13 protein-coding genes are annotated in these 26,737 nt (G+C 42.4%); 10 read left to right on the top strand and 3 right to left on the bottom strand.

Annotation, left to right across the window (positions count from 1 at the left end; translation table 11 throughout):
- Positions 1-158: 158 nt before the first annotated feature.
- Positions 159-587: an FKBP-type peptidyl-prolyl cis-trans isomerase gene (locus tag ACYZZR_RS08375; RefSeq protein WP_461533552.1), complete on the top strand. Its 429-nt coding sequence runs from the start codon at positions 159-161 to the stop codon at positions 585-587.
- 122 nt (positions 588-709) lie between these two features.
- On the opposite strand, the gene ACYZZR_RS08370 is transcribed toward ACYZZR_RS08375, so the two are convergent.
- Both ACYZZR_RS08370 and ACYZZR_RS08365 read right to left on the bottom strand, forming a co-directional pair.
- Positions 710-1,522, bottom strand: coding sequence for a DUF4249 family protein (locus tag ACYZZR_RS08370; RefSeq protein WP_461533551.1), 813 nt, complete (start codon positions 1,520-1,522; stop codon positions 710-712).
- Between the two features lie 4 nt (positions 1,523-1,526).
- Positions 1,527-3,911 (bottom strand): TonB-dependent receptor, encoded by a 2,385-nt coding sequence (locus tag ACYZZR_RS08365; protein ID WP_461533550.1) that lies wholly within the window; start codon positions 3,909-3,911, stop codon positions 1,527-1,529.
- A gap of 261 nt (positions 3,912-4,172) precedes the next feature.
- Between ACYZZR_RS08365 and ACYZZR_RS08360 the strand changes: the two genes are divergently transcribed.
- The 9 genes from ACYZZR_RS08360 to ACYZZR_RS08320 all read left to right on the top strand — a co-directional run bounded on the left by ACYZZR_RS08360 (position 4,173) and on the right by ACYZZR_RS08320 (position 22,746).
- The gene (locus ACYZZR_RS08360) at positions 4,173-9,257 is read left to right on the top strand and encodes a translocation/assembly module TamB domain-containing protein (protein ID WP_461533549.1); all 5,085 of its coding nucleotides are present in this window, start codon (positions 4,173-4,175) and stop codon (positions 9,255-9,257) included.
- Positions 9,241-11,547 (top strand): translocation and assembly module lipoprotein TamL, encoded by a 2,307-nt coding sequence (gene tamL, locus ACYZZR_RS08355; RefSeq protein WP_461533548.1) that lies wholly within the window; start codon positions 9,241-9,243, stop codon positions 11,545-11,547. The genes ACYZZR_RS08360 and tamL overlap by 17 nt, the downstream gene beginning before the upstream one ends.
- Before the next feature lie 260 nt (positions 11,548-11,807).
- Positions 11,808-12,359, top strand: a complete 552-nt coding sequence (locus ACYZZR_RS08350; RefSeq protein WP_461533547.1) for a sigma-70 family RNA polymerase sigma factor — start codon at positions 11,808-11,810, stop codon at positions 12,357-12,359.
- Positions 12,360-12,494: 135 nt separating this feature from the next.
- Positions 12,495-13,439 carry a FecR family protein gene (locus ACYZZR_RS08345; protein ID WP_461533546.1) on the top strand — a complete coding sequence of 315 codons (945 nt, stop codon included), beginning with the start codon at positions 12,495-12,497 and terminating at the stop codon, positions 13,437-13,439.
- Positions 13,440-13,526: 87 nt separating this feature from the next.
- Complete coding sequence (locus ACYZZR_RS08340) at positions 13,527-16,889, top strand: SusC/RagA family TonB-linked outer membrane protein (RefSeq protein ID WP_461533545.1); 3,363 nt, start codon at positions 13,527-13,529, stop codon at positions 16,887-16,889.
- Between the two features lie 10 nt (positions 16,890-16,899).
- Positions 16,900-18,597 (top strand): RagB/SusD family nutrient uptake outer membrane protein, encoded by a 1,698-nt coding sequence (locus ACYZZR_RS08335; RefSeq protein WP_461533544.1) that lies wholly within the window; start codon positions 16,900-16,902, stop codon positions 18,595-18,597.
- A gap of 32 nt (positions 18,598-18,629) precedes the next feature.
- Positions 18,630-20,195, top strand: coding sequence for a calcineurin-like phosphoesterase C-terminal domain-containing protein (locus ACYZZR_RS08330; RefSeq protein ID WP_461533543.1), 1,566 nt, complete (start codon positions 18,630-18,632; stop codon positions 20,193-20,195).
- A 28-nt stretch (positions 20,196-20,223) separates the two neighbouring features.
- Positions 20,224-21,345, top strand: a complete 1,122-nt coding sequence (locus ACYZZR_RS08325) for a metallophosphoesterase (RefSeq protein ID WP_461533542.1) — start codon at positions 20,224-20,226, stop codon at positions 21,343-21,345.
- Between the two features lie 135 nt (positions 21,346-21,480).
- Positions 21,481-22,746, top strand: a complete 1,266-nt coding sequence (locus ACYZZR_RS08320; RefSeq protein WP_461533541.1) for an MFS transporter — start codon at positions 21,481-21,483, stop codon at positions 22,744-22,746.
- Positions 22,747-23,015: 269 nt separating this feature from the next.
- Here ACYZZR_RS08320 and purL read toward each other — a convergent pair whose 3' ends face one another.
- Positions 23,016-26,675, bottom strand: a complete 3,660-nt coding sequence (purL, locus tag ACYZZR_RS08315; protein ID WP_461533540.1) for a phosphoribosylformylglycinamidine synthase — start codon at positions 26,673-26,675, stop codon at positions 23,016-23,018.
- Between the last annotated feature and the right edge of the window lie 62 nt (positions 26,676-26,737).

Below are 26,737 nucleotides of genomic sequence, written 5' to 3'. Positions count from 1 at the left end.
TATAAATCAATGAGACATCTAAAAAATGATGGTGTACAAGATGGAGTGTAGGTATAAAATAATTATAAATCAGTAAATTATCTCTTCATTATCCTTGGAGGTAGCGCAGAAATTTTAACTTTGCAATTCAACGAGATATAAATCAGAAACATTTGTTTATGGCTAAAGTAAAAGCAACCGACACGGTAAGAGTACATTACACTGGGAAACTGGATAACGGACAGATTTTTGACAGTTCGGTAGACCGGGAACCTCTCGAAGTACAATTGGGGCAGGGAAGTCTTATTCCCGGTTTTGAGAAGGGGCTTGTAGATATGGAAGTGAATGAAAAGAAAACCATTACTATACCTAAAGAAGAGGCATACGGAGAGGTGCGTCAAGAGCTTTTTCATCAAATAAAACGCGAAGAGTTGCCTGCCGAGATCAGTCCGGAAGTGGGAATGGGACTCGTGGCGAGTAATCCTGATGGTACAGAGTACCAATTGAGAGTAGCTGAAGTGGCTGAAGATCACGTGGTGCTCGACGGCAATCATCCGTTGGCAGGGCAGGATTTGACATTCGAATTGGAATTACTCGAAATAAAATAGTTTCGAAAATGGAGAATAACGTTCTCCATCTTCATGAAAAAAACCAGAGCTCTCTTTTTTGAGGTCTCTGGTTTTTGTTTATTCAAGTTACACATCCGATAAATCAGCAATCGATTTGCAATTTACTCTATGGTTATAGATTTTTCTGAGGTTTCCGACAATCTAAAATACCCATAGGGAGCGTTGTTTTCGTCGGTGGTGTTCCGTATATTACCCTTTATATTGGCTGCGGGAACTCGGAAAGGATTACCTTCAGCAGATTCTAGAATCAGTGACATATAGTTGTAAAACCGCTCTGAAATTCCGTATAGTTTCATAGTCACTTCGCTTCCTGTATCCAGATCTTCGTGAGAAAAGATATCGTATACGAGGTTTCCCTGGGTGAATGAGTCGTCGCTCACACTGTACTCAGTATAGGGCAGTACGTGGCTCGAAAAGCCGGTGAGATAATAATCCTCTGTTTCCGGATTGTCTTGATAATATCCTCTCACCTCAATGTCCTCTCCAATGAATCCGCCGTCTTCTATGTATTCCATAGCTGTGATTTCGGGTACGGGCATCAGTTGTTCTGTTGCCGTGTAACTCTCGCCTTCTACCATTATGGCAAGGGTGTAATTTGCGCCGATAACGGGCTCGAAATCAGTGCATCGGTATATTCCTGTACCCGGCTCCTCCTCAAAATTAAAAATCTCACCTGTTTCGGCGGTAATGGAAACCACGGCACCGGATACGGGTGGAGTTTCGCGTTCGTAATACCCAGCGGTCTCAGTGAGTTTGATAGATTGCTCATTACCTGAAGTTCCTTTTTTCCAATCGATTTCGGCGTCGATAACCAGTTTAGGATCTGCGGTCTCCAGATCTACTTCTACGGTATCTTCACAGGAGATTGATACTAAAACAAAGGCAAGAATATATATGTATCTTAGTTTTTTCATCGTGTTAAAATTTGAAATTGTAGATTATACTGGGGATTATACCAAAAACCGACAGTCGTGTTGCTTCACTGTAGCCAGTATTCTCATTGGGATGAAAAGTGATAGAGGCCGCATTTTTACGTCCGTATAAGTTAAAGATACTGAACACCCATTCGCCTTGCCATCCCTTTTTCTTTTCGGGCTTTGGAACATAGGTAGCGGAGAGGTCCAGATGGTGATAGGAGGGCAGTCGGCTGTCGCTTCGCGATCGGTAATCAGGTACGCTAATACCACCTATTTCATATCGACCCTTCGGAAAAGTGACCGGTCTTCCACTCTGAAAGATGAAGTTTCCCCCGAGGGACCATTTCCTGTTGAGTTGATATCCTGCAGTTACGGCCAGATTGTGAAGTTTGTCGTAAGGGGTGAGATACCATTCTCCGTTGTTTATTCCGGTTTCTTGCGGATTTCTGCCCGGGGTTTGTTGTTCTGCCTTCGACAGGGTATAGGAGATCCACCCAGTGAGTTTTCCGGTGTTCTTTTTCACCAGTACTTCCAGTCCGTATGCTCTGGCCTTTCCCTTTAGTATTTCCGTTTCCAGGTGGTCGTTGCCGATGAGTTCAGCATTGTCTATATAATCGATACGGTTCTTTACTTTTTTGTAGAAAATCTCTGTCTCCAGCGAATATGTCCCTTCTTTAAAGTTTCTGAAATATCCAAAGGCGACCTGATCCAAAATTTGAGGTTCTATAAAAGGTCCGCTTGGCATCCATGTGCTCACCGGAGTGGGAGATAGGGTATTGGACAACAGATGCAGATATTGCGACATTCGGTTATAGCTCAGTTTTACCGAGTGTTCTTGATTAAAGGCATAAGAGAGTCCTATGCGGGGTTCAAGTTGGTTAAAATCAGCTATTTTTTCTCCTTTTCCGTAGTGTTTACTTCCCGTAGGAGTGGCATTTTCGTAGATGCCTAGTTCGGAATTGAATATTACGGGTGTATCGTTTTCGTAAATATTTATTTCTTCTTGCCCGTAGCGATAAAACGCACTGTATCTCAATCCGTAATTCAGGGAGAGCCGATCACTGATTTTGTGTTCTGCTTCTACATACAAAGAAGGTTCTAGTGCGTACTTCTTTTTTAGTTGCCTGAAATTAAAACTGGAGCTGTCTCTGGGTTTTATCGTTCCGGGATTAAAATCGTAATACAGCGCATTTAGTCCGTATCGCAATTGGAAGTTGTCGGATATGCGATGGTTGAAATCGTATTTAAAGTTGTAGGTTTCGATGCTGTTGTCCCATTCAAAATCGTAAAAAGACAAGTCCAATCCAAAACTGTAATCACTGTAGATAAGCGATAGGTCAGATACCAGCGATTCGGAAAACTGATGATTCCATCTCAGGTTCATCATGGCATTGCCGTAGGAGGTAGAAAAGCTGTTACTCAGTTTAAATACATCTCTTCCGAAGTAGGCAGACAGAAACAGCTTGTTGTTGTCGTTTAACTGATAGCTCAGTTTGGTGTTGAGATCGTAAAAATATCCACTGTTGTCGTTGTCGGCCAATTTTAGAAACAGATGGGCATACGAGCTTCTCCCGGCTATCATAAATGTACCTTTCCCGTTGTCGAATGGTCCCTCTGCGAGCAATCTGCTCGAAATTAATCCGATCCCACCATTCATGTGAAAGCGATCGGTACTTCCGGTTTTCTGTTGTACGTCTAATACTGAGGATACTCTTCCTCCAAACCTAGCCGGAATACCACCCTTATAAAGTTCCATCTCCTGTACTACATCCGGATTAAACACGGAGAAAAACCCCAATAAATGAGAGTCGCTGAATATAGGAGATCCGTCCAACAGTATCAGGTTTTGATCGCTCGCCCCTCCGCGAACATTAAAGCCTGATGAGGCTTCTCCGGAATTGGTAACTCCCGGGAGTTGTAACAGTGACTTTAAGGGGTCTGCTTCTCCAAGTACTGCTGGAATACGCTTGATCTCTTCGGAAGAGAGCCTGTTGACGCTCATTTGTGGTTTTCTGATTTCGGTGATACTTCGATTTTGAGTTACCACTACCTCGTCTAGTTGAGAAGCATCCGGTTGCAGACTAATCTTTATAAAGTCTTTGGCGATTTCTGTGTACAAGGTCTTGTAGCCCATATAAGACACTTCGAGTTTGGCATCTGCTTTAGACACAGTGATGCTGAAATTTCCGTCCATATCGGTAACCACTCCATTTTGAGTGCCGTATTCCACCACAGTAGCCTGTGGTAGCGGTGTGCCGTTTTCGTTTACTACTTGTCCTCTTACTTTTATGGTCTGTGTTTTTTTCTGTGCCCATAGCGGGGTATAAAAGGGATGTAGGCATAAGAGAAAGATAATAAAATACAGTGTTTTGAGTAGGTATTTCATGTAATATAGCTCTTTTTGGGGTTATAAATCGCGTTTTATACGCTGTTCTAATTCTTTTCGAATAGATAGCGATATATCATCAGATGCTTGTTTACAACGGTCAAAGTGCTTTATAAACAGGTTTTTAGCACTCAGAAAATATAGGGCTAATATAACATTAAAAATTTTATCGTTCCTTGTATCAGAGGTATAAATAATTAATCATAAGACTTTATCAAACCATTTGTTTGCAATAAATTTGAGGCTTAGTTAGCAAGTGATTTGGAAAAGAAGAAAAAGAAAAAATCGAGATTCAGCAGAATAGCCCTTCGACTATTGATTGGCTTTATGGTGTTTGTGATTTTACTCTTACTTTTTATAAGAAGTCCGTGGGGTCAGAGCATCATTACAGGGCGAATAGTATCTTATGTGTCTGGCAAGACCAATACACGAGTGGCTGTCGATCGTCTCTATATTACTTTTTCGGGAGAAGTTTCTCTAAAAGGACTTTATCTGGAAGATCGGCAAGGAGATACTCTGTTGTATTCTGAATCACTAAAAGCCAAAGTTCCGATATGGCCTATAGTCAATAGAGGGAATATCGTTATAAGACGCGTTCAGTGGGAAGGACTTAGAGCCAGAGTATCTAGGAAAGACAGTATTCAAGGCTTTAATTTTCAATTTTTCATAGACGCTTTTGCTTCAGAGGATACCACAGCCGTAGAAAACCCGACAGATCCGAGCGAAGAAGATATGGGGATAGTTCTACGCAATTTGAGATTTAGAGATTTCGATTTGTCGTACAAAGACGCTGTCAGCGGAATAGATACTAGACTTGTTCTTGGTGAACTTTATCTGAGGATGAAGAAATCCGATTTGCAGCATATGGATTTTCACATAGCTGATGCAGCCATCCGGAATACCGATGCTCATTACCTACAAACTCTGCCTTTTGCCGATGAACAAGAACTGGAAAATGAAGAGAGTCCCTTGCCTCGCATAGTGATCGACAATTTCGAAATAACCTCACTTCAAGCTCGTTATGAGTCTGTACCCGACAGTATAAAAGCTGCAGCCTCTATTGCAGATTTTCGACTGATACTACCGGAAGCTGATTTGAGAAAAAACAAGATAGATCTCAATGCGGTTGAGCTGTCCGATTCGGAAATACGCTATGAAAGCACTACTGTGACAAATAGTGTACAAGATACTTTAAATCAAGACAATGAGAATGAAGAGCAATTTACTTGGCCAGAGTGGAAGATCGATATAGGTGAGCTAAAGTTGGAAAACAACCGTATTGTTTACGCCGTAGATGGGGCAAAGCCACAACCGGGAGTTTTTAATGCAGATGCGATTAAGCTTGACGGTTTGGACTTGTCGATTGAAGATGTTTACCTCGACGATCAAACAGCCGGACTTAGCATAGGGAAATTCCGCTTTGACGAAGGGTCTGGTATACAGTTGAAGGAGTTGACCACTAAACTTGATATAGATGATAACAATATTGTTTTAAGTGAGTTTCACCTCTTTCTCAATAACAATCGCCTCGATGCTCGTACCGATATATCCTATAGTGATTTCAAATCCCTTTTGAAAGATCCGGAAAAGGCTCTGGTTGATTTTGATGTAATGACATTAGAGCTATCCTCACAGGATATTTTTCGCTTTCAGCCCGAACTGGAGGAAAACCCCTATCTCAAGGCCTTGGCCGAAAAACCGTTGGATGGATCGATAAGGGGAAAGGGAAATATGGCCAAGTTGTCGCTTACCGAAGGCAAGGTGAATTGGGGTAAAGACACCCGTTTTGAAGTAGAGGGAAAGCTGAGCAGGCTAAGCGAACCCGACAGTCTGGGATTCGAACTTGGCAGCATTCGTTTTACCACCGTAAAAAATGACTTAGGGGCTTTTGTGAGTGAAGGAGAAATAGGGATGTCCTTTCCCGACAGTTTAGAACTCGGGGCAACACTCAACGGAAGTATACAAGAGTTTACTACAGCTCTAAAATTGCAATCTACAGAAGGAACTGCCACTTTTGAGGGCGCTTTGTCCCAACTGGGAGAAAAGGCCTTTGAGGGCCATTTAGAGGTGACCGGTTTAGCGTTGGGTAAATTGTTTCAAAATTCCGAATTGGGAGCCTTGACCTTGCAGTTACAATCATCCGGAAAACTCAGGGATATATACGATATGGATGCGAAGCTCGATGTCAATATTGAGCAATTCAGCATGGGAGAGATAGCTGTGCATCAGCTACCGCTTACCGCCGAGATTCTTCGGGGAAAAGGGGAACTACAATCTGCTTACAAAGACAGCATTGTGAATTTTGATATCGGGACTAAGGTAGTTCTCGACTCAATAGCTCCACAGTTTATTGCCGATATCGATCTGAAAGGAGCTGATCTTCAAGGATTGGGACTAATGAGTATGCCTGTAAAAGGAGCGATGAAGGTACATGCAGATTTTAAGGGAAATACAGAGCGTTTCAGATTGAGGTCTGATATTACTGAAGGAATGGCGATCTACGATCAGCGTTCTTACCTTCTTGGTGATCTCTCTGTCAAGGCTTTTGCAGATAAGGATACCACTGCTGTAGTGGTGCGAAACAAAATGCTAGATCTCGACTTACAATCTAATGTAAACCCCGGAAGTTTTACCCAGGCCTTACAATCTCATTTTAGAGAGCTGATTACCGAACAGCCAGATTCACTGACAGGAGTTCGAGATACAATTCCTAAAACAACTGCCCTGCCGGTACCCGCTCATTTGGAACTGAAAGGACGACTGAGCAGCGCTCCGATACTCAGCGATATTTTTTTGCCGGGTTTAAAAAAACTCGACACCGTAAAGATAAGTGCAAATTTTCAAGAGGAAAAACACTATTTGAAGGCCGATATAACCGCTCCACACATCAATTATTCAGGTAGCGAAATAGATAGCCTTTTGCTCAAGTTGAACTCTGAAAACGGCATATTGTCCGGACACTTTGGGTTTAACAAATTGACCACCGGTCCGGTGTCTATTCACCGCACCACCCTCGACGCCGGTGTAAAAAACAATAAGATGCTTCTCGATTTTAATGCGTTTTATAAGGAGAAAGAACTCATGAGTATCCGAACGGGGATTATGAGGAGAGGAGATACAGTATACGCAAGACTCGATCCTGAAGAACTGGTGTTTGCGGGAAAGCGGTGGAGTATTCCGCCTGACAATTATGTTATGATAAACCCTGGACAAGTCAGAGCTCAAAATTTTGTGCTGAAACACAACGATCAGCAATTAGAATTGACGAGTACTAAAGCAGATGAAAAATTTCCGAAAGATCGCGTCGCGTTGAGTTTTGACAATTTCACCTTGTCTTCTCTGGTAACCTATCTAAATCCGGAAGAGCCTCTGGCTAAGGGAATTATGAACGGAAATCTCGTCATGGCCGATCCTTTTGGTACTCCGGGGTTTCTTGCCGGACTCAATATAGACAGTTTGGAAGTGATGGCAGCGCCTTTGGGTCAATTCAAATTACGAGGTATTTCCCCTAGAGGAGAGCGTTACAGGATGAGTCTAACTGTAAAGGGAGAAGATCTCGATCTGGAAATGAAAGGCAATTACACTGCTGATACGGAGGGAGCGGTAAGTATGGAAATGGACTTGAACCAGCTAAAAACAAGTCTAGCTGAAAAATTATCGGGAGGAGAACTCAGCGAATCTACCGGATTTATCTCCGGAAGAGTGGAAGTGGGCGGAACAGTCAATGCTCCACAGTACAAAGGGGATTTTGCCTTTGACGATGTAGGCTTTAGGGTTAAAATGCTCAACGCATTTTTTCGTTTACCCTCCGAAAAGCTTTTGCTGGACAATAAGGGCATCACCTTAGATAATTTTACTGTAAGGGATGAAAACGACAATAGCTTTGTGGTAGATGGAAGCATAATTACTGAAGATTTTGGCAATCCGGAATTCGATCTCACTCTCAAAACTCATAAATTTCAGGTATTGAATTCTGTGCGTGAAGACAATGATCTGTTTTATGGCAAAGCGTTTTTTGATGCTGATGCCCGTATTGCGGGTAATTTGAACATGCCAGATATAAACTTGGAATTGTACATAGACCCGGATACAGATATAACCTATATCCTTCCCGAATCGGAAATGGATGTGGTGGAACGAGAGGGAGTAGTACTCTTTGTAAATCGAGAAGACCCCGACGATATACTCACCAAGACCAAAGAGGAGTCGGTCACCTTGTCGGGTATGAAGCTAAAGGCACGTATACGTTTGGATAAATCGGCTGCTTTTAGAGTACTTATCAACGAAAAGACCAATGACAATCTGTTAGTTTCCGGAGCCTCAGATCTTGTTTTTAATCTTTATCCAAACGGGCAAACCACTTTGTCGGGGAAATTTGTTCTGAGCCAAGGGCATTACGAGATGAACTTATACAGCTTGGTACGTCGGAGGTTTGAATTTAATCCGGGTAGTAGTATTACTTGGGCTGGAGATATAATGGATGCCGATCTAGATCTTAGTGCTATCTATGAGGTAAAGGCTGCCGCCTCACCTCTTATGGCGCTTCAGCAGAGCAGTGATCCTTCTACCAATATGAGGTTTAGACAGCAGCTGCCCTTTATGGTATATCTCAATATTGACGGGGAATTGATGAAGCCTGAACTCAGTTTTAATCTCGATATGCCCGAAGATCAGCAAGGAGCCATTGGAGGTCAGGTATACGGAAGAGTACAACAACTCAATCAACAGGAAGACGAGCTCAACAAACAGGTGTTTTCACTATTGGTGTTCAATCGTTTTTTCCCTGCCAGTGGTAGCGATGGAAGTGGAGGCGGAGCGGCCGCTTTGGCCAGAGACAACCTGAATCAGGCATTGTCCGGTCAGTTGAACGCACTCTCCGATAAACTGATGGGAGAATCGGGGGTAGAACTGGATTTTGGCCTCGACAGTTATACGGATTATCAGGGCAGCAGTCCACAAGAACGCACTCAACTCGATATCACGGCTCGCAAAAAACTATTTGACGACCGGGTTATTATCAGCGTAGGGAGTGAAGTGGATATTCAGGGTAGTAATCAAGGACCCGGACAGGAAAGTCCGCTAATAGGAAATGTCAGTATAGAATACCTACTCACCGAAGATGGCAGGTATCGATTGAAAGGATTTAGGAAGAACGAATACGAAAATGTAATCGACGGGCAGCTCATCATAAACGGAATTGCCCTTATATTTACCAGGGAGTTTAACGAGTACAAGGAGCTGTTTAGAAAAACGCTTCAGGAAAAACTTGCAGAAGAGCAAGAAGCCGCTCGTAAAAAGGAGGACGATAAAAAGAAAGCTGAGAAAAAGAATGAAAAGCAGCATTAAAAAAATACAATCTATACGATGGAGGTATATATGGATTTTGTGTGCCGTATTGCCCATGTCCTGTAGTGTAAACAAATATATCCCTGAAGGAGAAATGCTGTTTACTGGCTCTGATATTGAAGTGAATATGCCAGATAGCTTAAAGAAAAAGACAAGAGATTTTGGCGCACTGCAAACCGAATTAGAAGAGGTGCTTCGTCCTACTCCAAACAGTAAAGTTTTTGGAATGTATTGGGGGCTGAGAGCACATTATAAATCACAGCGAGAAAAACCTGGATTTATAAATAAACTTTTGAATAAAAAAATAGGAGAAGAACCTGTTTACGCCTCTGGTGCTGATTTGTCGAGAACAGAAACCATTTTGCGAAACCGACTGGAAAATCGCGGATTTTTTTACAGTGATATACAGTCGAATATGGTGGAGAATGAAGAAAAAAAACGCGCCAATGCCCATTATGTGGTGAATTTAAAAGAACCCTATACCTTGGGACGCTATATTGTAGATCCGGATTCGGCTTTGGTGATAAAAGAGATTGAAAAAAATATCAGAAAATGGATCATACGTCCGGGAATGCGGTTTGACCTTGATGCGCTGACCGCAGAGAGGGAACGCTTAGACAATGCCGTGAAATCTAAGGGATATTACAATTTTAATTCAGATTTCCTGCTCTTTGAAGCCGATACTAATCAGTATAAAGAAAAGAAGTTCGACCTGTTTTTAAGACTTAAAAAAGATGTGCCTGAAAGAGCAAAGGTGCCCTATCGCATCGAAAGTGTAAACGTGTATCCCAATTACGTTTTGGAGAGCGATACCAACGCTATTGACACGGTAAAAATCAACAATAGGAATTATATACAAAGCGGTACCTTTTTTAAACCTTATCGATTGGATCCGTTTATTCAAATTGCCAAAGGAGAGTATTACAATCCTGATATTTCCCGTAGTACTAGTCGAAGGCTTACTTCTATTGGGACGTATAAATTTGTAGATATACGTTATGAAGAGTTGGATTCGATCGCTACAGACAGCATCCGATACTTGGCGACGAACATATATCTTTCTCCATTAAACAAGAGAGCTATACGAGCAGAGTTGCAAGGGGTGATGAAATCGAATAATTTTATAGGGCCCAATCTTGCTCTTACCCTGAGCAACCGTAATTTTTTCAAGGGAGGCGAAATACTGAGTATTACAGCTAGTGCAGGATATGAATTGCAAGTGGCTAATGGTGATAATACGGGGATGAACAGTTTGCAACTCGGATTAAAGGGGGATCTGATTTTTCCGAGGGTGTTGTCGCCAATACGGATTCGCGAAAATTGGTTCAAGTATGCCATTCCAAAAACCAAAATAAGTATGGGAGTAGATTATTTGAGGAGGAGTGAATTGTACAGTTTGGCGACTATCAGTGCTACCTTTGGATATATTTGGGATTCCAACCGCTATGTCACCCACGAGTTCAATCCAGTATCGCTCAATTATGTCAATCTTTCTGAGACCACTGCCGAATTTGAGCAAATCTTAGACGACAACCCTTTTCTTCGAAATAGTTTTGACCAAAAATTTATTCCTGGGCTTACTTATTCCTTCACCTACAACGGCATGGTCGACCAATACAAAAGACATCAGTTTTTCTTTAATTCTACTGTAGATGTTGCCGGTAATTTGATAGATCTGTTCAGTGAGAGAGACGGGGCAAGACCTCGTTCTTTCCTCGGACTGGAATACTCTCAGTTTGCCAAAGTCGACATGGACATTCGATATCACCTTCGGTTGAGAAGGGATAGAAAATTCGCCGCCCGTCTTTTTGCGGGAATAGGAGTGCCTTATGGAAATTCTGATATTATGCCTTACAGCAAGTTGTACTTTGCTGGAGGTCCGTACAGTGTGAGAGCTTTTCACATCCGTTCGTTAGGACCGGGAACTTTTAAGCCAAAAGATAATTCTGGAACTACTTATTTTGATCAGACCGGAAACCTCAGGTTAGAACTCAATGCCGAGTACCGCTTTCCACTGTTTTCCTATCTTAAAGGAGCAGTATTTGCCGATGCCGGCAATGTGTGGAATACCAATGAAAACGAAGCTCTTCCGGGAGGGAAATTCACCGGAAATTTCCTGAAAGAACTCGGAGTAGGAGCTGGAGTGGGAATGCGAGTTGATGTACAGGGATTTGTAATACGTCTCGATCTCGCCGCCCCCTTGAGAAAGCCTTGGTTGCCCGAAGATGAACGCTGGGATTTTGACTACAAGAATCCCATTCTCAATTTTGCAATTGGATACCCGTTTTAGAGGTGTTTGATGGTGTCCGTTCAGTAGGGTATAAACATAGTTTTACTCTGTCGCTCAGTCCCTTTATCTTCTTGGTTTTTACCCTTTTGGATTCAGAGAGGGATCTCCGGAGGATAAATAAGGTATTGAGCTGTAAATGAGGGCGATATATAAATGCTTAGATATGTAGGTAATAGTTTATTAACTAAAAGGTAATCTTCCTGTTATGGATGGTACATATGCTATTTGTTTCCTTTGTCGAGCTACTATTTCCAACCATAATGAAGCAAGAAAAGGCATTTCGAGATATTTATGATACTCACTGGTATAAATTGTATGTGTACTCTTATAATATACTTAGAGATAAGGCATTGGCGGAAGACATTACACAGGAAGTCTTTGTCGATCTTTGGAACAGATTTGAAGAGGTTGAAATAAAGCATTACAAAGCCTATTTGTTTAAGGCTGTAAAGTTTCAATGTGCAAAAAAACTCAAGGAAAAATCTTTTGATCTCGTTCAAATCGAAAATATCGAATACAGCCTGTCCTCAGCCGATGATAGCAGCGATTTTGTTTCAGAATCTAAAGAAAAGCTCATTGAGAAAATTAATCTCGCCGCTGGTGAAATTCTTCCTGAAAAATGTCTGGAGGTGTACGAATTGCGATATCGCTACAACCTGAGATACAAAGATATAGCTGATAAATTAAATATTTCTGTCAGTACTGTAGACAATCAATTGAATAAAGCATTAAAGCTTTTAAGAGCCTCCAATCTCTTTACCGGAGAGCTTTTGAATATTATTCTACTCTCGTTTTTTTGTTTCCTGCAATAAGCCCAATTTCTTCGCAGGCTGAAAATGTTACGATATTCTTATTCAGATTAACAAACCGTTAACTCGACAAATTGCCGTGGGGGATTTTTTCTTTCTATGTACTTATATAGAGAACAAGCACCATAGCTAATAGAAATGCAGTCTATAAACGACCATAGATTTAGACAACTTTTAGAGAAGTACGAGAAAGGTATAACTACGGACGAAGAAAACCTCCTAGTAGAAAGCTTTTTTGTACAGATGCAAAGTAATGGAATTGAGCCGGAAACTATAAGGAACGATTTAAGGTTGAAGCATAAGATATTCAAATCTGTACGATCTAAAACCAAAAATAAATCTGCATTGAAGTACAGTTTGTGGATGGCAGCTTCCATTATTGCCATTCTTGGACTCTTGTCGATTCGTCATTTTTATTCACCAGAATCGCAATTTAAAACTGTAACAACCCAAGACCGACAGCAAATAATATATTTAAGTGATTCTTCTCGAGTGACCTTGGGCATCAATAGTAAAATTGTATTTCCCGAAAAATTTGAAGATAATCTGCGAGAGATTCAATTAGAGGGACGAGCATTTTTTGAGGTTCAAAAAAATCCCGAAGCGCCTTTTATTGTAAAGACTTCTACACTAAAAACAGAAGTTTTAGGGACGAGTTTTTCGGTGAGTAATGACGCTGGGGGAATTCCGGAAGTCATTGTATTAACAGGTAGAGTTAAAGTTAGCAATTACAGTAAGACAGCGGCAATAGTGTTGCCCAACGAAAGGGTAAGGCTTATAAAAAATCAACTCAATCGAGATGTGGTCAATGCCTGGATGCAGGTATCTTGGAAAGAAGGAGGGGTGTTTTTTGAGGACGCCAGTTTTAGAGAGGTAATCCATACTCTGGAAGAAAAGTACAATTGCCATATCCGTACCGAAGAGATAGACGTTCCTAAACATTTAACACTCAGTGGAGATTTCAGGGGGCAAAGTCTTACAGATGTTCTCGAAAGTATCAAATTCATCTTTCAAATAGATTATAAAGTGGTAGAGTCGAAATCAATCGTAATAAACAAACCAGAGAAAGCCTATGTAGAATAAAACTTCAAAAAATAAACCCCGTCACCGGCGGCCACCGGTTCGGGGTTAAAGCATTAATTAAGGAATAATTAATAAACCTCAAAACTAATGAATTATAAATTAAATAAACTAAAAAAAGAAAGTTGTCTTTTTATTCTCGTTGTATGGTTCGTCAATACCATAAATGCAGCAGGAATTTTTTCACAGAATCTCGATGACAGTTATGTCAGGTTTGCATCAACCTCTGTAAAGGTGCTCGATATTTTTAAAGCTATTGAAGATCAGACTCCATTCAAAGTAGTGTACACCAGTGAGGTAGCTAAAATAGAAGCTCCAGTATCGCTTAAAGAGCATCACCTTTCGGTACAGCGGGTATTCGATATACTTTCCGAACAGGGCAATATAGCTTATTCCTTCAATAATCATTTGATATCTGTACGCTTAAACAAGCAAAAGAAGGCTGTATCCGAGACCAAAGTTTTGCAGCACAATAAGGTTTCCGGTACGGTGACAGACCAAGAGGGGATGCCTTTGCCAGCTGCTACTGTAATGATTAAGGGAACTTCGCAGGGGACTACCACCGATTTTGATGGAAATTATACCCTTGAGGTATCTGAGGGTGATATATTGGTATTTTCATTTATCGGCTTTATCTCTCAGGAGATTGCTGTAGGCAATGAGATGAACATAGATATTTCAATGGTCGAAGATACCACTGCCCTAGAAGAAGTGGTAGTAGTCGGGTACGGATCTATGAAGAAAAAGGATCTGACAGGAGCTGTGAGTACATTGAGCGCTGATAAGCTGGAGAATATAAACGGTACTCAACTGTCTCAAGAATTACAAGGGCGGATTCCGGGAGTAACGGTTACCAGAACTAGCAGCGTACCTGGAGCTTCGGCCGATATTAGGATTAGGGGAATTACTACCATAGGAGACAGTACTCCACTGATTATTGTAGATGGAGTGCCTTATTCAAATATCGACGATGTTCCGGCAAGTGATATAGACCAAGTAACTGTGTTGAAAGATGCTGCTTCAGCTTCTATTTACGGTGCACGAGCTGCTGCAGGAGTTATTTTGATTACTACCAAAGATGCAGAGAGAGGTGTGTCGAGCCTAAAGGCCGGTGTCAATTTCGGATTTGAACATATTCCTGTTTTTCCGAAGAGCGTTAACGCTACCCGCTATTTACAAATGGCTAATGAGGCGATGTGGAATGACGCAGGTAATCCCGAAGGTGCAGAGTATCCTCTGTATTCGGAGGATGATGTAAAGAATTGGGTGGAGTACAATAAGAGCAATCCGAATCAATATCCGGTGACCGACTGGATGGATCTTCTCTTTGATAATATTGCCCCTCGACAACGGCATTTTCTGAATTTCTCTCATGGAGGAGAAGTGGTGAATAGTCGTATTTCTCTAAATTACGAAAACACCGATGCCTTGTATGCCAACAGAAATTACGAGCGAGTAATGGCGAGGGCAAACAACAGCATAAAACTGGGAGAAAAATTGACTGCAAATTTTGATGTTGCTCTCAATCGTTCGGTGAGCAATAAACCGGTAACCAGCCCTATCAATTCTGCTCATAAATACGCACCTATTTATGCCGCTATGTGGTCCGACGGGCGTATAGCTGGAGGTAAAGATGGATCTAACCGCTACGCAGATTTGTTATACGGAGGTTATGACAAAGGTACCAATACCAAAATTAACGGAAGAATCTCCTTGGAATATGAATTGGTAGACGGATTGACATTTACGGGAACAATATCGCCTTTCTATCATATGGCCAAAGGAAAAAACTTCGTGAGAAAACTTCCGTGGTACGATGCTGATGATCCAACAATTATTGGTGGATATATTTCCGGACACGACAAAACGAGCTTGTATGAAAACCGTTCAGATGTTGTAACTGTGACCAAACAGTTTGTAGCAAACTGGGAAAAACGCTTTGGCTCTCACAGTATTAACCTTATGGGAGGCTACGAAGATTTTACTTATAAGCAAGAAGTTTTAGACGCTCAGAGCGAGGACTTCGAATTGTCAAACTTTGATTATCTGGATCTGGGTAATCCCAATCTGATGTTCAACTCGGGTAATGCCGTGGAGTCTGCTTATCGCTCTGTATTTGGCCGTCTGGTTTACGACTACGACAAGAAATACTATTTGCAGGCAAATTTTCGATATGACGGATCTTCAAGGTTTCACCCTGATCATAGATGGGCTTTATTTCCCTCGGTTTCTGTAGGTTGGTCTATTTCAGAAGAAGACTTTATGAAGAATGTAGAGGCCGTTTCTCTGCTAAAACTCAGGGGGTCTTACGGTACCCTTGGTAATGAACGTATAGGTTATTACCCTTATCAGTCTAGTATCGACTTTTTCTCAACCCCTTTCTATCAGGGAGATAATATAGTGGCTAGAACTACCGCAGCACAGGTAGGATATGCCATAGAAGACATTAGTTGGGAGACTACCGAATCGTGGAATATTGGCCTTGATGGGAGTTTTCTCAATAGCCGTTTGAATCTCACCGCAGATTACTATGTGAAAAAGACGCGTGATATGCTTCTGGAATTAGAAATTCCCGACTATTTGGGATACGGAAACCCCTATCAAAATACCGGTATCATGAAAACAAAGGGCTGGGAATTGGCAATGAATTGGAACGATCGTATTGGAGAAGAATTCAAATATTCGGCTTCTTTTAACCTGTCGAACTTTAAATCGACCATGGGCAATTTGGGAGGTACAGTGTTGATGGGCGATCAGATTATTCGTGAAGGCAGTGAATTTCACGAGTGGTACGGCTATATTGCAGATGGTCTCTTCCAAACCCAAGACGAAGTGGATAACAGTGCGGTATTGCATCAGGCGGTTAGGCCGGGAGATGTCCGGTATCGCGATATATCAGGTCCTGATGGGGTACCGGATGGTGTGATTACCCCAGAATACGACAAGGTACTGTTGGGAGGTTCCTTGCCGAGGTTTACCTATGGTGCCAACCTCAATATGGAGTATAAAGGCTTTGACCTTTCTGTGATTGTTCAAGGAGTTGCCAAGCAGACTTCCAGACTTGAACCCGATATGATTCGACCTTTTGAATCGTGGTGGACTGCTCCATCAACCTTGTATGACGGAAATTATTGGAGTGTTTACAATACCCCTGAAGAGAATCTAAATGCTCGTTATCCTAGATTATCTCATCAGAGTGCGGATAACAACAATTATGAAATGTCTGATTATTGGTTGTTCAACGGCGGCTATTTCCGCTTGAAAAACGTCACCGTGGGATATAAACTTCCAAAGTCTCTGTTGGATCGGATAAAGTTGAAAAGTGCACGTATTTATCTGTCGGGAACAGATTTGTTTTCGCTGAGTCATTATCCAAAGGGGTACGATCCCGAAGCCTTGAATGACACTTATATTTCAAGTACATATAGCATCGGTTTAAATGTTGAATTTTAAATAGAGAGTGATGAGTAAAATAAAACTACAATATATCGTATACTTGTTTTTATCGGTGTTCGCGTTTTCTTGTGCTGAGCTCGACTTAGATCCCCTGTCTGAGGGGTCGAATGAAAACTGGTATTCAGACCAGACGGAGATAGAGATGTCTCTAAACGATTTGTACAGAACTTATGTGTGGAATCTGGAAGAAAATTACACTACAGATAGGTGGACGGACGACTGGGCACAACGGCTCGTGGTTTACGAGTACGCTGCAGGAGCGATTACCAGTGAATGGGCTGAAAGTGAAGAGACCTGGGTCAATACCTACAAGGGAATAAGCAGAGCTAATCGGGTAATTGAGAACCTCGACAAAATAGCTGAGACTTTACCTGAGGAAACTCTAGTTCGACTTCGTGCAGAAGCCATGTTTTTTCGCGCAAATTTCTACGGTAGATTGGTGAGCCTATACGGCGATGTTCCCTTTTACAAAGAAACCATAACGATTGAAGAGGCTTTCGCACTCGGGAGACACAATGCTGAGGAGATTTTGACTGAAGTCTATGCCGACTTTGACTATGCGATTGAAAACTTACCGGAAGAGAATGTCTCCAATGGCGTTACCCGTGTAGACAAAGGAGCTGCCCTAGCCATGAAGGCACGGGTTGCCCTGTGGATGTCTGATTGGGAAATTGTAAAAGAAGAAACTCAGGCGCTGATGGAAATGAATAAGTACGAGTTATATCCGGATTACGAAGAGTATTTTAAGTTGAAGAATAGAGTATCGGAAACTATTTTTTCCCTTCCCCGTTCCAAGAACCTCAATATTGTATGGAGCTCTAAGAACTTTATGCCTCGAACTGCAGGGGGAGCCGCAGTTGCTCAGCCATCGTGGGAGTTGTTGAGCATCTATCCCTGTACCGACGGACTGCCAATCGACGAATCATCATTGTTTAATCCTCAGAATCCTTTTGAAAACCGGGATCCCAGACTAAAGGCTACCATAGTGGAGTTTGGTTCTGAATTTCTCGGTTATGTGTACGACCCTGATCCGCGTGCTGAAAAGGTTTTAAACGTAAGTACCGGTCAAATGGTAGAAAATATGGATACCAAAGGCTATACACAACACGCTTCATACAACGGTTTACAGTTGAGAAAATACGCCGATATGAACTGGCTTTCTTATCAAGCCGACAATCCAATAATCGTAATGCGCTATGCGGATGTACTGTTGATGTATGTAGAAGCCAAAATAGAACTAAACGAAATAGATCAGAGCGTTTACGATGCTATCAACGCAGTGAGGGCACGTGCATATAAAGTAGATAAAGCAGATGTTGGTAGCTATCCTGCAATCACGGCAACAGCTAAAGAAGACTTGCTAAAGGAATTGAAAATTGAGAGAAGGATTGAATTCCCTTGGGAACACAGGAGATTTTGGGATCTACATCGCTGGCGTGAATTTGACAAGGCCTTGGCTAGACCGTATTACGGATTGTTGCCGATTACGGAAATGCAGACTAAACTCATTGATACCGATTTGTGGTTCTGGCCGATAACACCGGAGATAGATGCCGACGGATATCCCAATTTAGACGAGTTATACAAGCAGGGCTATATCGCCAAATTGGGTGACCGGGGGTTTGATAAAAAACAATATTTATGGCCTATACCCAATAAGGAAATACTGATCAATACCAATCTGAAACAAAACCCGGGATATTAATCCTAAAAGCGTAAATAACAAAACTTGAAATCGTGAAGAAATACATTATTACAGCTGGTTTTTGTCTTCTGTTGCTACCGTTGCAGTCTTTTGCTCAAGATGTGGCAAAAGGATATGTCTTTGAAGACTTAAACCAAAACGGAATCAGAGATAAAAGGGAAGATGGAGTAGCGGGAGTATCTGTAACAAACGGAGTTCAGGTGGTACAAACCGACCGAAAAGGGAGGTATGAACTTCCGGTGACCAACGATCAGATTATCTCGGTTATAAAGCCGGCAGATTACAGTGTTGGTGCAGGTGAAAATCAACTTCCACAGTTTTTCTATATCCATAAGCCACAAGGGTCTCCAAAGTTGGAATACGAAGGAGTAAAGCCGACGGGAAAACTTCCAAAAGAGGTCAATTTTCCGCTCGTAAAAAGCGAAGCAAAGGATAGTTTTAAAATGATACTTTTTGGTGATCCACAGGCGTATACAGAAGAGGAAATAGGTTATTATAAAGATGCTGTTATAAAGGAACTCCGAGGGGTAGAGGGGTACGAGTTCGGATTGAGTCTCGGGGATCTCGTCGGAAACCGTCCCGACCTGTTTGATCCGTATATCGAAGCGACGAAAGAAATCGGTATACCGTGGTATAATGTTATGGGAAATCACGATATCAACTTCGATGTCCAAGCAGATTCTCTTTCCGACGAATCGTTCGAAGCCCATTTCGGTCCCGCAAATTACGCCTTTAATTATGGAAAAGTACACTTTGTGGTACTGGACGATGTTATTTATCCGGATCCCCGCGATGGTAAAGGTTATTGGGGAGGATTGAACGAACAGCAGCTGACTTTTATAGCAAACGATTTGAAATTTGTACCCAAAGATCAGCTTGTAGTTCTCGCCCTTCATATCCCCATTTCCATAGAGCGCGCTTTTCGCAAAGAAGATCGTGAGCGTTTGTTTGAACTGTTAAAGGATTTTCCCAACACACTTTCAATCTCAGCTCACACACACCAGCAAACTCATTTCTTTATGGGAGCTGATGAGGGGTGGTTGAGAGATAAGCCACATCATCATTTTAACTCCGGAACCACTTCGGGTAACTGGTATAGCGGTAGATTAAACGAAGAAGGTATTCCCGTGTCTATGATGGCCGATGGAACACCTAAGGGTTATTCTTTCATTAGCTTTGATGGTAACCAATACACCATAGATTACAAAGTGGTGGGTAAGTCAGCGGAACATCAGATAAGTATCTATGCGCCAAAGGTCACTGCGTCGAGTTTCCAAGGAACGGTGAGTATCTACGCCAATTTCTATATGGGGAGTGCGAATGACAAGGTGATGATCAGAATGAATGACGGAGCGTGGAAACCGATGAAACGCGTAGAAGAATACGACCCTTCATTTATTGCAGAGCGAGTAGCCTGGGATATGACAGAAGAGCTATGGGCAGGACGGAAACCTGGGAATCCCGGAATCAGTAAGCACCTGTGGAAGTTTAATATAGCAAACAAAAAACTGAAAAAGGGAATATACCGTATCGAGGTAAAAGCCACAGACATGTTTGGAAGAACTTTTATCGAACACAGTTCGTTTAGGGTAGAATAATTCTATGTAAATACAACTTAATAAACAGATGATAAAGAAAGAGAATTACGCTTATATGCTTGTGCTATTTTTTGTAGTGTGTACTCATTTTACCGCAGTTGCACAAGACAAATACCGCAAGCCGGCATTAGAAAATAAAAAATCGTGGTCTATGATTATGATACCCGATATCCAAAACTATGTGAAATGGGGAAGGAATCAGCCTATATTAGATCTGATGATGGCCTGGATTGAAGAAAATATCGATACACTTAACATCCGTATGGTTATTTGTGTGGGCGATTTGGTACAGAACAATGAAAAACTGGCCAATGACTACGACGGTAACCAGTCGACCCAGCGTCAATGGACTGCAGCCTCAGGAGCTTTTGATCGCTTAAACGGAAAGGTGCCGTATATAGCCGCTACCGGAAACCACGACTACAGTATTGATGAAGAGGGGAATAGAAGCTCGCATTACAATACTTTTTTTCCGGCGGATAAAAATTTTCTCAATCAGAAATACCTCGTTCAGAATTCACGGGACGAAGCCGGACAGCAGACTCTTGCAAATTCGGCCTATGAGATCAAAGATTTAAACGGTCGCGACTATTTGTTTTTGACCATAGAATACGCTCCGCGAGATACCGTAGTTGCTTGGGCCAAAAAAATTGCAGATATGGAGCAGTACAAAAACCACCGTATCGTGATGGTAACTCACAGTTATCTGACTCCAAAAGACGAGTTGGGAACAGGTGAAATGAAGTGGTTGTATTGGAAACCGTATCAGGTGGATGGAAAAATTCAGAAATCTAAACTCATAGAGCTTCCCGCTTCTAACAATGGTGCTCAAATATGGGAAAAATTGGTAAAACCTGCCGGGAATATCGAGATGGTATTGAGTGGTCATTACTCTGGAGAAGGTTATAAAAAAGGAGTAAACGACCAAGGAAAAGCTGTACATCAGATTTTGTTTGATGCTCAATCGATGGGCGGAGGTAGCCGCAGTGGTAATGGGGGAGACGGATGGTTGCGAATTCTTGAATTTTTTCCGGATAACCAAACGGTAAAAGTACGTACTTTTTCTCCACTCTTTGGTATTTCACCCACCTCGCAACCTCATGCGTGGAAAAGAGACTCACGCAACGAGTTTACTATTCAATTTGAGTAGTAAAAAGTATTTGCTCTAAGTAAAGATTAAGACCTCATTGGACTCTACAAGAAACCGATGAGGTCTTTGATTTCTATTCTTTTGGTGCGGTTGGTCTCAAAGAATTTTCATTATTTTTGCACATTAAATTCTGTTATGGGAAAATCTGAGCCATACGCATCTTTTAAATACCCCGAGTTTAATCTTTTTCTACTAGCCCGCTTTGCCATTGTATTCGCTTGGTCGATGCAATTCGTCGTTATAGAGTGGGAGGTATACGATATTACCCATTCGCCTATGGCCTTGGGATATATCGGCTTGCTGGAGGTGATTCCGGCAGTGTTGATGGCCCTGTTTGCCGGACACGTAGCCGACAGGAAGGACAACCGGAAGATGTTGATGAGTTGTATTGTTGGCTTTTCGGTGATTAGTATCGGACTGTTTTTGCTTACCTGGCCAAGGATGATTGCCGGATTAGAACAAGACAAAGTACTGCTGGGAATTTATGTATTGATTTTTCTCGGTGGCTTTGTGAGGGCATTTATCGGCCCGACGGTATTTTCGTTGATGGCTTTTATTCTTCCCAGAAAATTATATCCGAACGGCGCTACGTGGAACAGTGCTGCAGGACAGTTTGCCCGTGTGCTCGGTCCCGCATTGGGTGGTTTTACCATAGGGCTTATAGGAGTGCATTGGTCGATGTGTGTCATCTTTGGTTTCTCACTACTCGCGTTGATTGCTCTTACCGGTATATCTCCTAAGCCAATTGCTAATAAGGATTCGGATCAATCTGTATGGAGTAGCCTCAGTGAGGGCCTGCGCTTCGTTTTTCACGAAAAATCGGTGTTAGGAGCTATTACACTGGATATGGTTGCTGTGCTGTTTGGTGGAGCTGTTGCGATTCTGCCTGTATTTGCACAGGATATACTAAAGGTAGGCTCAGAAGGTTTTGGTATTTTGCGAGCCGCACCGGCAGTAGGTACATCTTTGATGATGATAGTGTCGGCACACTTCCCATTGTACAAAAATGCCGGAATGAAACTGTTGTCGGTGGTCTTTGGCTTCGGACTGAGTATTTTGGTATTTGGATTGTCGGGTAATTTTTGGCTGTCGGTGGCTGCGCTGTTTTTCAGTGGCGTTACAGATGGAGTTTCCATGATTATTCGAGATACCATTTTACAGCTGCGTACTCCAGATGCCATGCGCGGAAGGGTAGCGTCGGTCAACGCCATCTTTGTCGGCTCATCGAATGAGTTGGGTGCATTTGAAAGTGGAGTAGCTGCACGTTTGATGGGAACAGTTACTTCCGTTGTCTTCGGCGGAACTATGACGCTACTTACAGTTACCGCTACAGGACTGGCATTGCCGGATTTCAGGAAACTAGATTTGGAAGCAGACCTCAAAAAACAGTCGTCTGACTAAGATCCACTTATACCCAAAAGTAAAGTATGTGTTTACAAAGGGAGAATTGTAATCCTATTCCAAAGAATTATGAGTGGTAATACCTCACTAATAATCACAAGAGCTACCCGCAGAGAAAAAAGTCTGCGTCTAAAAGATGTCAATCCGAAAACGCTATTTGAATTGGATACCGTGTTTGACAAGTAGTGTATAGCTAAATATAAGCAATGATAAATACCATTATTGTCATAAACCTACGGGCTCAAAGTCCGTAGGTTTGACTAATTTTATCAATTGTTTTTATCTTCAATCCATTTTCTGGCATTGACAAAAGCCTCAATCCAAGGGGAGACTTCGTCTTTGCGATCATCGGGATAGTAGGCCCAGTTCCAGGGGAATACAGAGCGCTCAAAGTGCGGCATGGTTACCAGATGTCTTCCGTTGTCGGAAACCATCATGGCCGTACCAAAATCAGATCCATTGGGGTTTGCCGGATAGGCATCATAGGCATATTTACCTACGATATTGTATTTTGACTCTTCATAGGGGAAACTGAATTTACCTTCCCCGTGTGCCGACCAAATTCCGAGTTTACTTCCAGCCAGAGTGCTGAGCATAATCGAATTGTTGGGTTGTATCTCTACAGCAGAGAATGTACATTCAAACTTGTGAGAATCGTTGTGTAGCATCTTCGGTTTTTCCTCGTGATCCGGATTGATGAGACCGAGTTCTACAAACAGCTGGCAACCATTACAAACTCCAAGAGAAAGTGTGTCTTCTCTTTTAAAGAAATTTTCCAGTGCCATTCTGGCTTTTTCGTTGTAGAGGAAGGCTCCGGCCCATCCTTTGGCTGAACCCAAGACATCTGAATTAGAGAATCCGCCAACAGCTCCTATAAACTGTATATCTTCAAGTGTTTCACGTCCCGATATCAAATCGGTCATATGAATGTCTTTGACGTCAAACCCGGCCATATACATAGCATTGGCCATTTCCCTTTCCGAGTTACTTCCCTTTTCGCGCAGTATGGCGGCTTTGGGGCGTTTTCCTTCAAAAACCGGACGTTTTCCACTGAAGCTTTCCGGGAATTGATACTTGATGGGTTGCTTTTTATAATTTTCAAAGCGTTCAGCGGCCTTAACTTCACCGCTCTGCCTTTTGTCGAGTAAATAAGAGGTTTTATACCAGCTGTCTCTGAGTGCACTTATTCCAAAAGAAAAATTATCCTCCCCGTTTTTGAGTTGCAGTCGATCTCCTTCTACAACTTCTCCGATACGCACAAGCTTTACACCTTGCTGTTGGAGCAATTCTTCTACTTCCTCCTCAGCTTGAAAAACAATGCCTGCATTTTCGTTGAACAGGGCTTTTACAGTATCTTTTTCTCCTATTGCTGTCAAATCTATTTGAGCTCCGAGATTGAGATCTGCAAAGCACATTTCGAGTAGGGTAGTGATCAGTCCGCCGCTACCTACATCGTGTCCTGCCTTTATTTTTCCAGCTTTAATCAGTTGTTGTACAGCATTGAAGGTATTTGCAAAATACTCGGCATCCTTGATGGTAGGAGCCTCAGTACCGATGCGGTTACAGATCTGAGCAAAAGAGGATCCTCCCAGTTTGAAGCTATCCTCAGAGAGGTTTATGTAGTATATATTTCCTCCGTTTCTCTGCAATACGGGTTCCACTACTGCAGTGATATCTGTGCAATTTCCTGCGGCAGAGATAATCACTGTTCCGGGAGCGATGACTTCGTCTTCGGGATATTTTTGTTTCATGGAAAGAGAATCCTTTCCGGTAGGAATATTGATTCCGAGGGCTATAGCAAAATCGGAGCAACCTTCTACCGCCTCGTATAGTCGAGCGTCTTCTCCTTCGTTTTTACAAGGCCACATCCAGTTGGCCGAGAGCGAAACACTTTTAAGTCCCTCTTTCATCGGAGCCCATATTATATTGGTCAAGGCTTCGGCTATACTGTTACGACTACCAGCTACGGGATCGATTAAGGCCGAAACAGGGGAGTGCCCTATGGAAGTGGCTACTCCTTCTTTTCCCTGATAGTCGAGGGCCATAACCCCGCAGTTGTTGAGTGGTAATTGCAAGGGACCTGCACATTGCTGTTTGGCCACCCGTCCGCTCACGCAACGGTCTACCTTGTTTGTCAGCCAATCTTTACTAGCTACGGCTTCGAGCTGTAACAGCTGGATCAGGTATTCCTCAATATTCGATTTGTCGTATGTTATCTCTTGGTAATTTGATTTAAGAGTACGGTCGGTCATTACCGTTTTAGGCGAACTTCCAAACATATCTCCAAGCTCGAGATCCATCGGTTTTTGTCCGCTGGAAGCCGCTTCAAAAGTAAAGCGATGATCTCCAGTAACATCGCCCACCTCATACATAGGAGAACGTTCTCTTTCCGCTATTCGCTTCAGGGTTTGTATATCTTTTTCACCGATTACCAATCCCATACGTTCTTGAGACTCATTGCCGATAATCTCTTTGGCAGAAAGAGTAGGGTCTCCTACAGGGAGTTTGTCTAAGTCAATTTTCCCTCCGGTTTCTTCTACCAGCTCTGAAAGGCAGTTCAGGTGACCTCCTGCACCGTGATCGTGTATGGAGACAATGCTGTTGTGATCGCTTTCTACCATTCCTCTCACTGCATTGGCGGCTCTTTTCTGCATTTCGGGATTAGAGCGTTGAATAGCATTGAGTTCTATACCACTGCTAAATGCCCCGGTATCTGCCGATGACACGGCGGCACCTCCCATACCGATACGGTAATTTTCACCTCCGAGAATGACAATCTTATCGCCCTTTTCAGGGGTTTTCTTTTTAGCCTGATCGGCTTTGCCATAACCGATACCTCCTGCGAGCATAATCACTTTGTCGTATCCCAGTTTTCGAGATGCTTCCTCGTGTTCAAAAGTGAACGTAGAACCCGCGATAAGCGGCTGCCCAAATTTATTTCCGAAGTCGGATGCTCCGTTGGAAGCCTTTATCAGTATATCGATAGGAGTCTGGTACAACCATTTGCGCTCTTCCATACCACTTTCCCAAGGTCTATCTTTTTCCAAGCGGGAGTAAGCGGTCATATAGACTGCAGTACCTGCGAGGGGCAACGAGCCTTGTCCGCCTGCAAGACGATCTCTTATTTCTCCTCCCGATCCGGTAGCTGCCCCGTTGAACGGTTCAACAGTAGTGGGGAAGTTATGTGTTTCCGCTTTTAGAGAAATAACGGAATTGAAATCTTTGGTCTGGTAAAAATCGGGTTTATCTGCACTTTTGGGAGCAAACTGTTGTATTCTAGGACCTTTTAAAAAAGCTACGTTGTCTTTGTAGGCAGAAACAATGTCATTCGGATTTTCTTCCGAAGTCTTTTTGATCAGTTTAAAAAGAGATAGGGGTTTTTCCTTTCCGTCTATGACGAAACTGCCGTTGAATATCTTGTGCCGACAGTGCTCAGAGTTTACCTGAGAAAATCCGAATACTTCGGAGTCAGTAAGTTTTCTTCCGATCTTTTCGGATAGACGCTCGAGGTATTCCACCTCTTCAGTACTCAAGGACAATCCTTGTTGTATGTTGTATGTAGCAATATCCTCAATTTCCTGAATCGGTTCAGGTGCTGTATTTACAGTGAAAATATCTTGATGTAAGCTGTCGAATTTCTGCAAAATCATAGGGTCGAAGTCGTTGTCTTCCCTTTCGATTCTGAGAAATTCTTCAATACGCACAATTCCGGAAATTCCCATATTTTGGGTGATTTCCACCGCATTTGTACTCCAAGGAGTAATCATGGCAGCTCGAGGGCCAACAAAAAAGGCGTCGAGAGACGCCGCGTCTAGCCTTGGCGCATCGCCAAACAGCCAAGTCAATTTTGATATATCTTCTCTGCTGAGTTCTTTATCCGTCTGAACCGCAAAAACTTTTTGTTCGGGCTTTCCGAAGAAAAGGATCATATGTCGTTGTATTAGTCCTGTTTTATACTGAATTTAAGCTGCCTCGCTTTAAAACTGCAAAG

It is taken from the genome of Sinomicrobium sp., assembly GCA_029266035.1.
Lineage (GTDB): Bacteria > Bacteroidota > Bacteroidia > Flavobacteriales > Flavobacteriaceae > Sinomicrobium.
Note: the sequence above shows the minus strand (reverse complement) of the source record. Positions and strands in the feature narration are given on the sequence as shown.

Bases quoted from the DNA above. Each gene is read 5' to 3' on its own strand.
- ACYZZR_RS08340 (WP_461533545.1), top strand. From the start codon at position 13,527: ATGAATTATAAATTAAATAAACTAAAAAAAGAAAGTTGTCTTTTTATT.
- ACYZZR_RS08365 (WP_461533550.1), bottom strand. From the start codon at position 3,911: ATGAAATACCTACTCAAAACACTGTATTTTATTATCTTTCTCTTATGC.
- purL (WP_461533540.1), bottom strand. From the start codon at position 26,675: ATGATCCTTTTCTTCGGAAAGCCCGAACAAAAAGTTTTTGCGGTTCAG.
- ACYZZR_RS08335 (WP_461533544.1), top strand. From the start codon at position 16,900: ATGAGTAAAATAAAACTACAATATATCGTATACTTGTTTTTATCGGTG.
- ACYZZR_RS08375 (WP_461533552.1), top strand. From the start codon at position 159: ATGGCTAAAGTAAAAGCAACCGACACGGTAAGAGTACATTACACTGGG.
- tamL (WP_461533548.1), top strand. From the start codon at position 9,241: ATGAAAAGCAGCATTAAAAAAATACAATCTATACGATGGAGGTATATA.
- ACYZZR_RS08320 (WP_461533541.1), top strand. From the start codon at position 21,481: ATGGGAAAATCTGAGCCATACGCATCTTTTAAATACCCCGAGTTTAAT.
- ACYZZR_RS08325 (WP_461533542.1), top strand. From the start codon at position 20,224: ATGATAAAGAAAGAGAATTACGCTTATATGCTTGTGCTATTTTTTGTA.
- ACYZZR_RS08345 (WP_461533546.1), top strand. From the start codon at position 12,495: ATGCAGTCTATAAACGACCATAGATTTAGACAACTTTTAGAGAAGTAC.
- ACYZZR_RS08350 (WP_461533547.1), top strand. From the start codon at position 11,808: ATGAAGCAAGAAAAGGCATTTCGAGATATTTATGATACTCACTGGTAT.
- ACYZZR_RS08370 (WP_461533551.1), bottom strand. From the start codon at position 1,522: ATGAAAAAACTAAGATACATATATATTCTTGCCTTTGTTTTAGTATCA.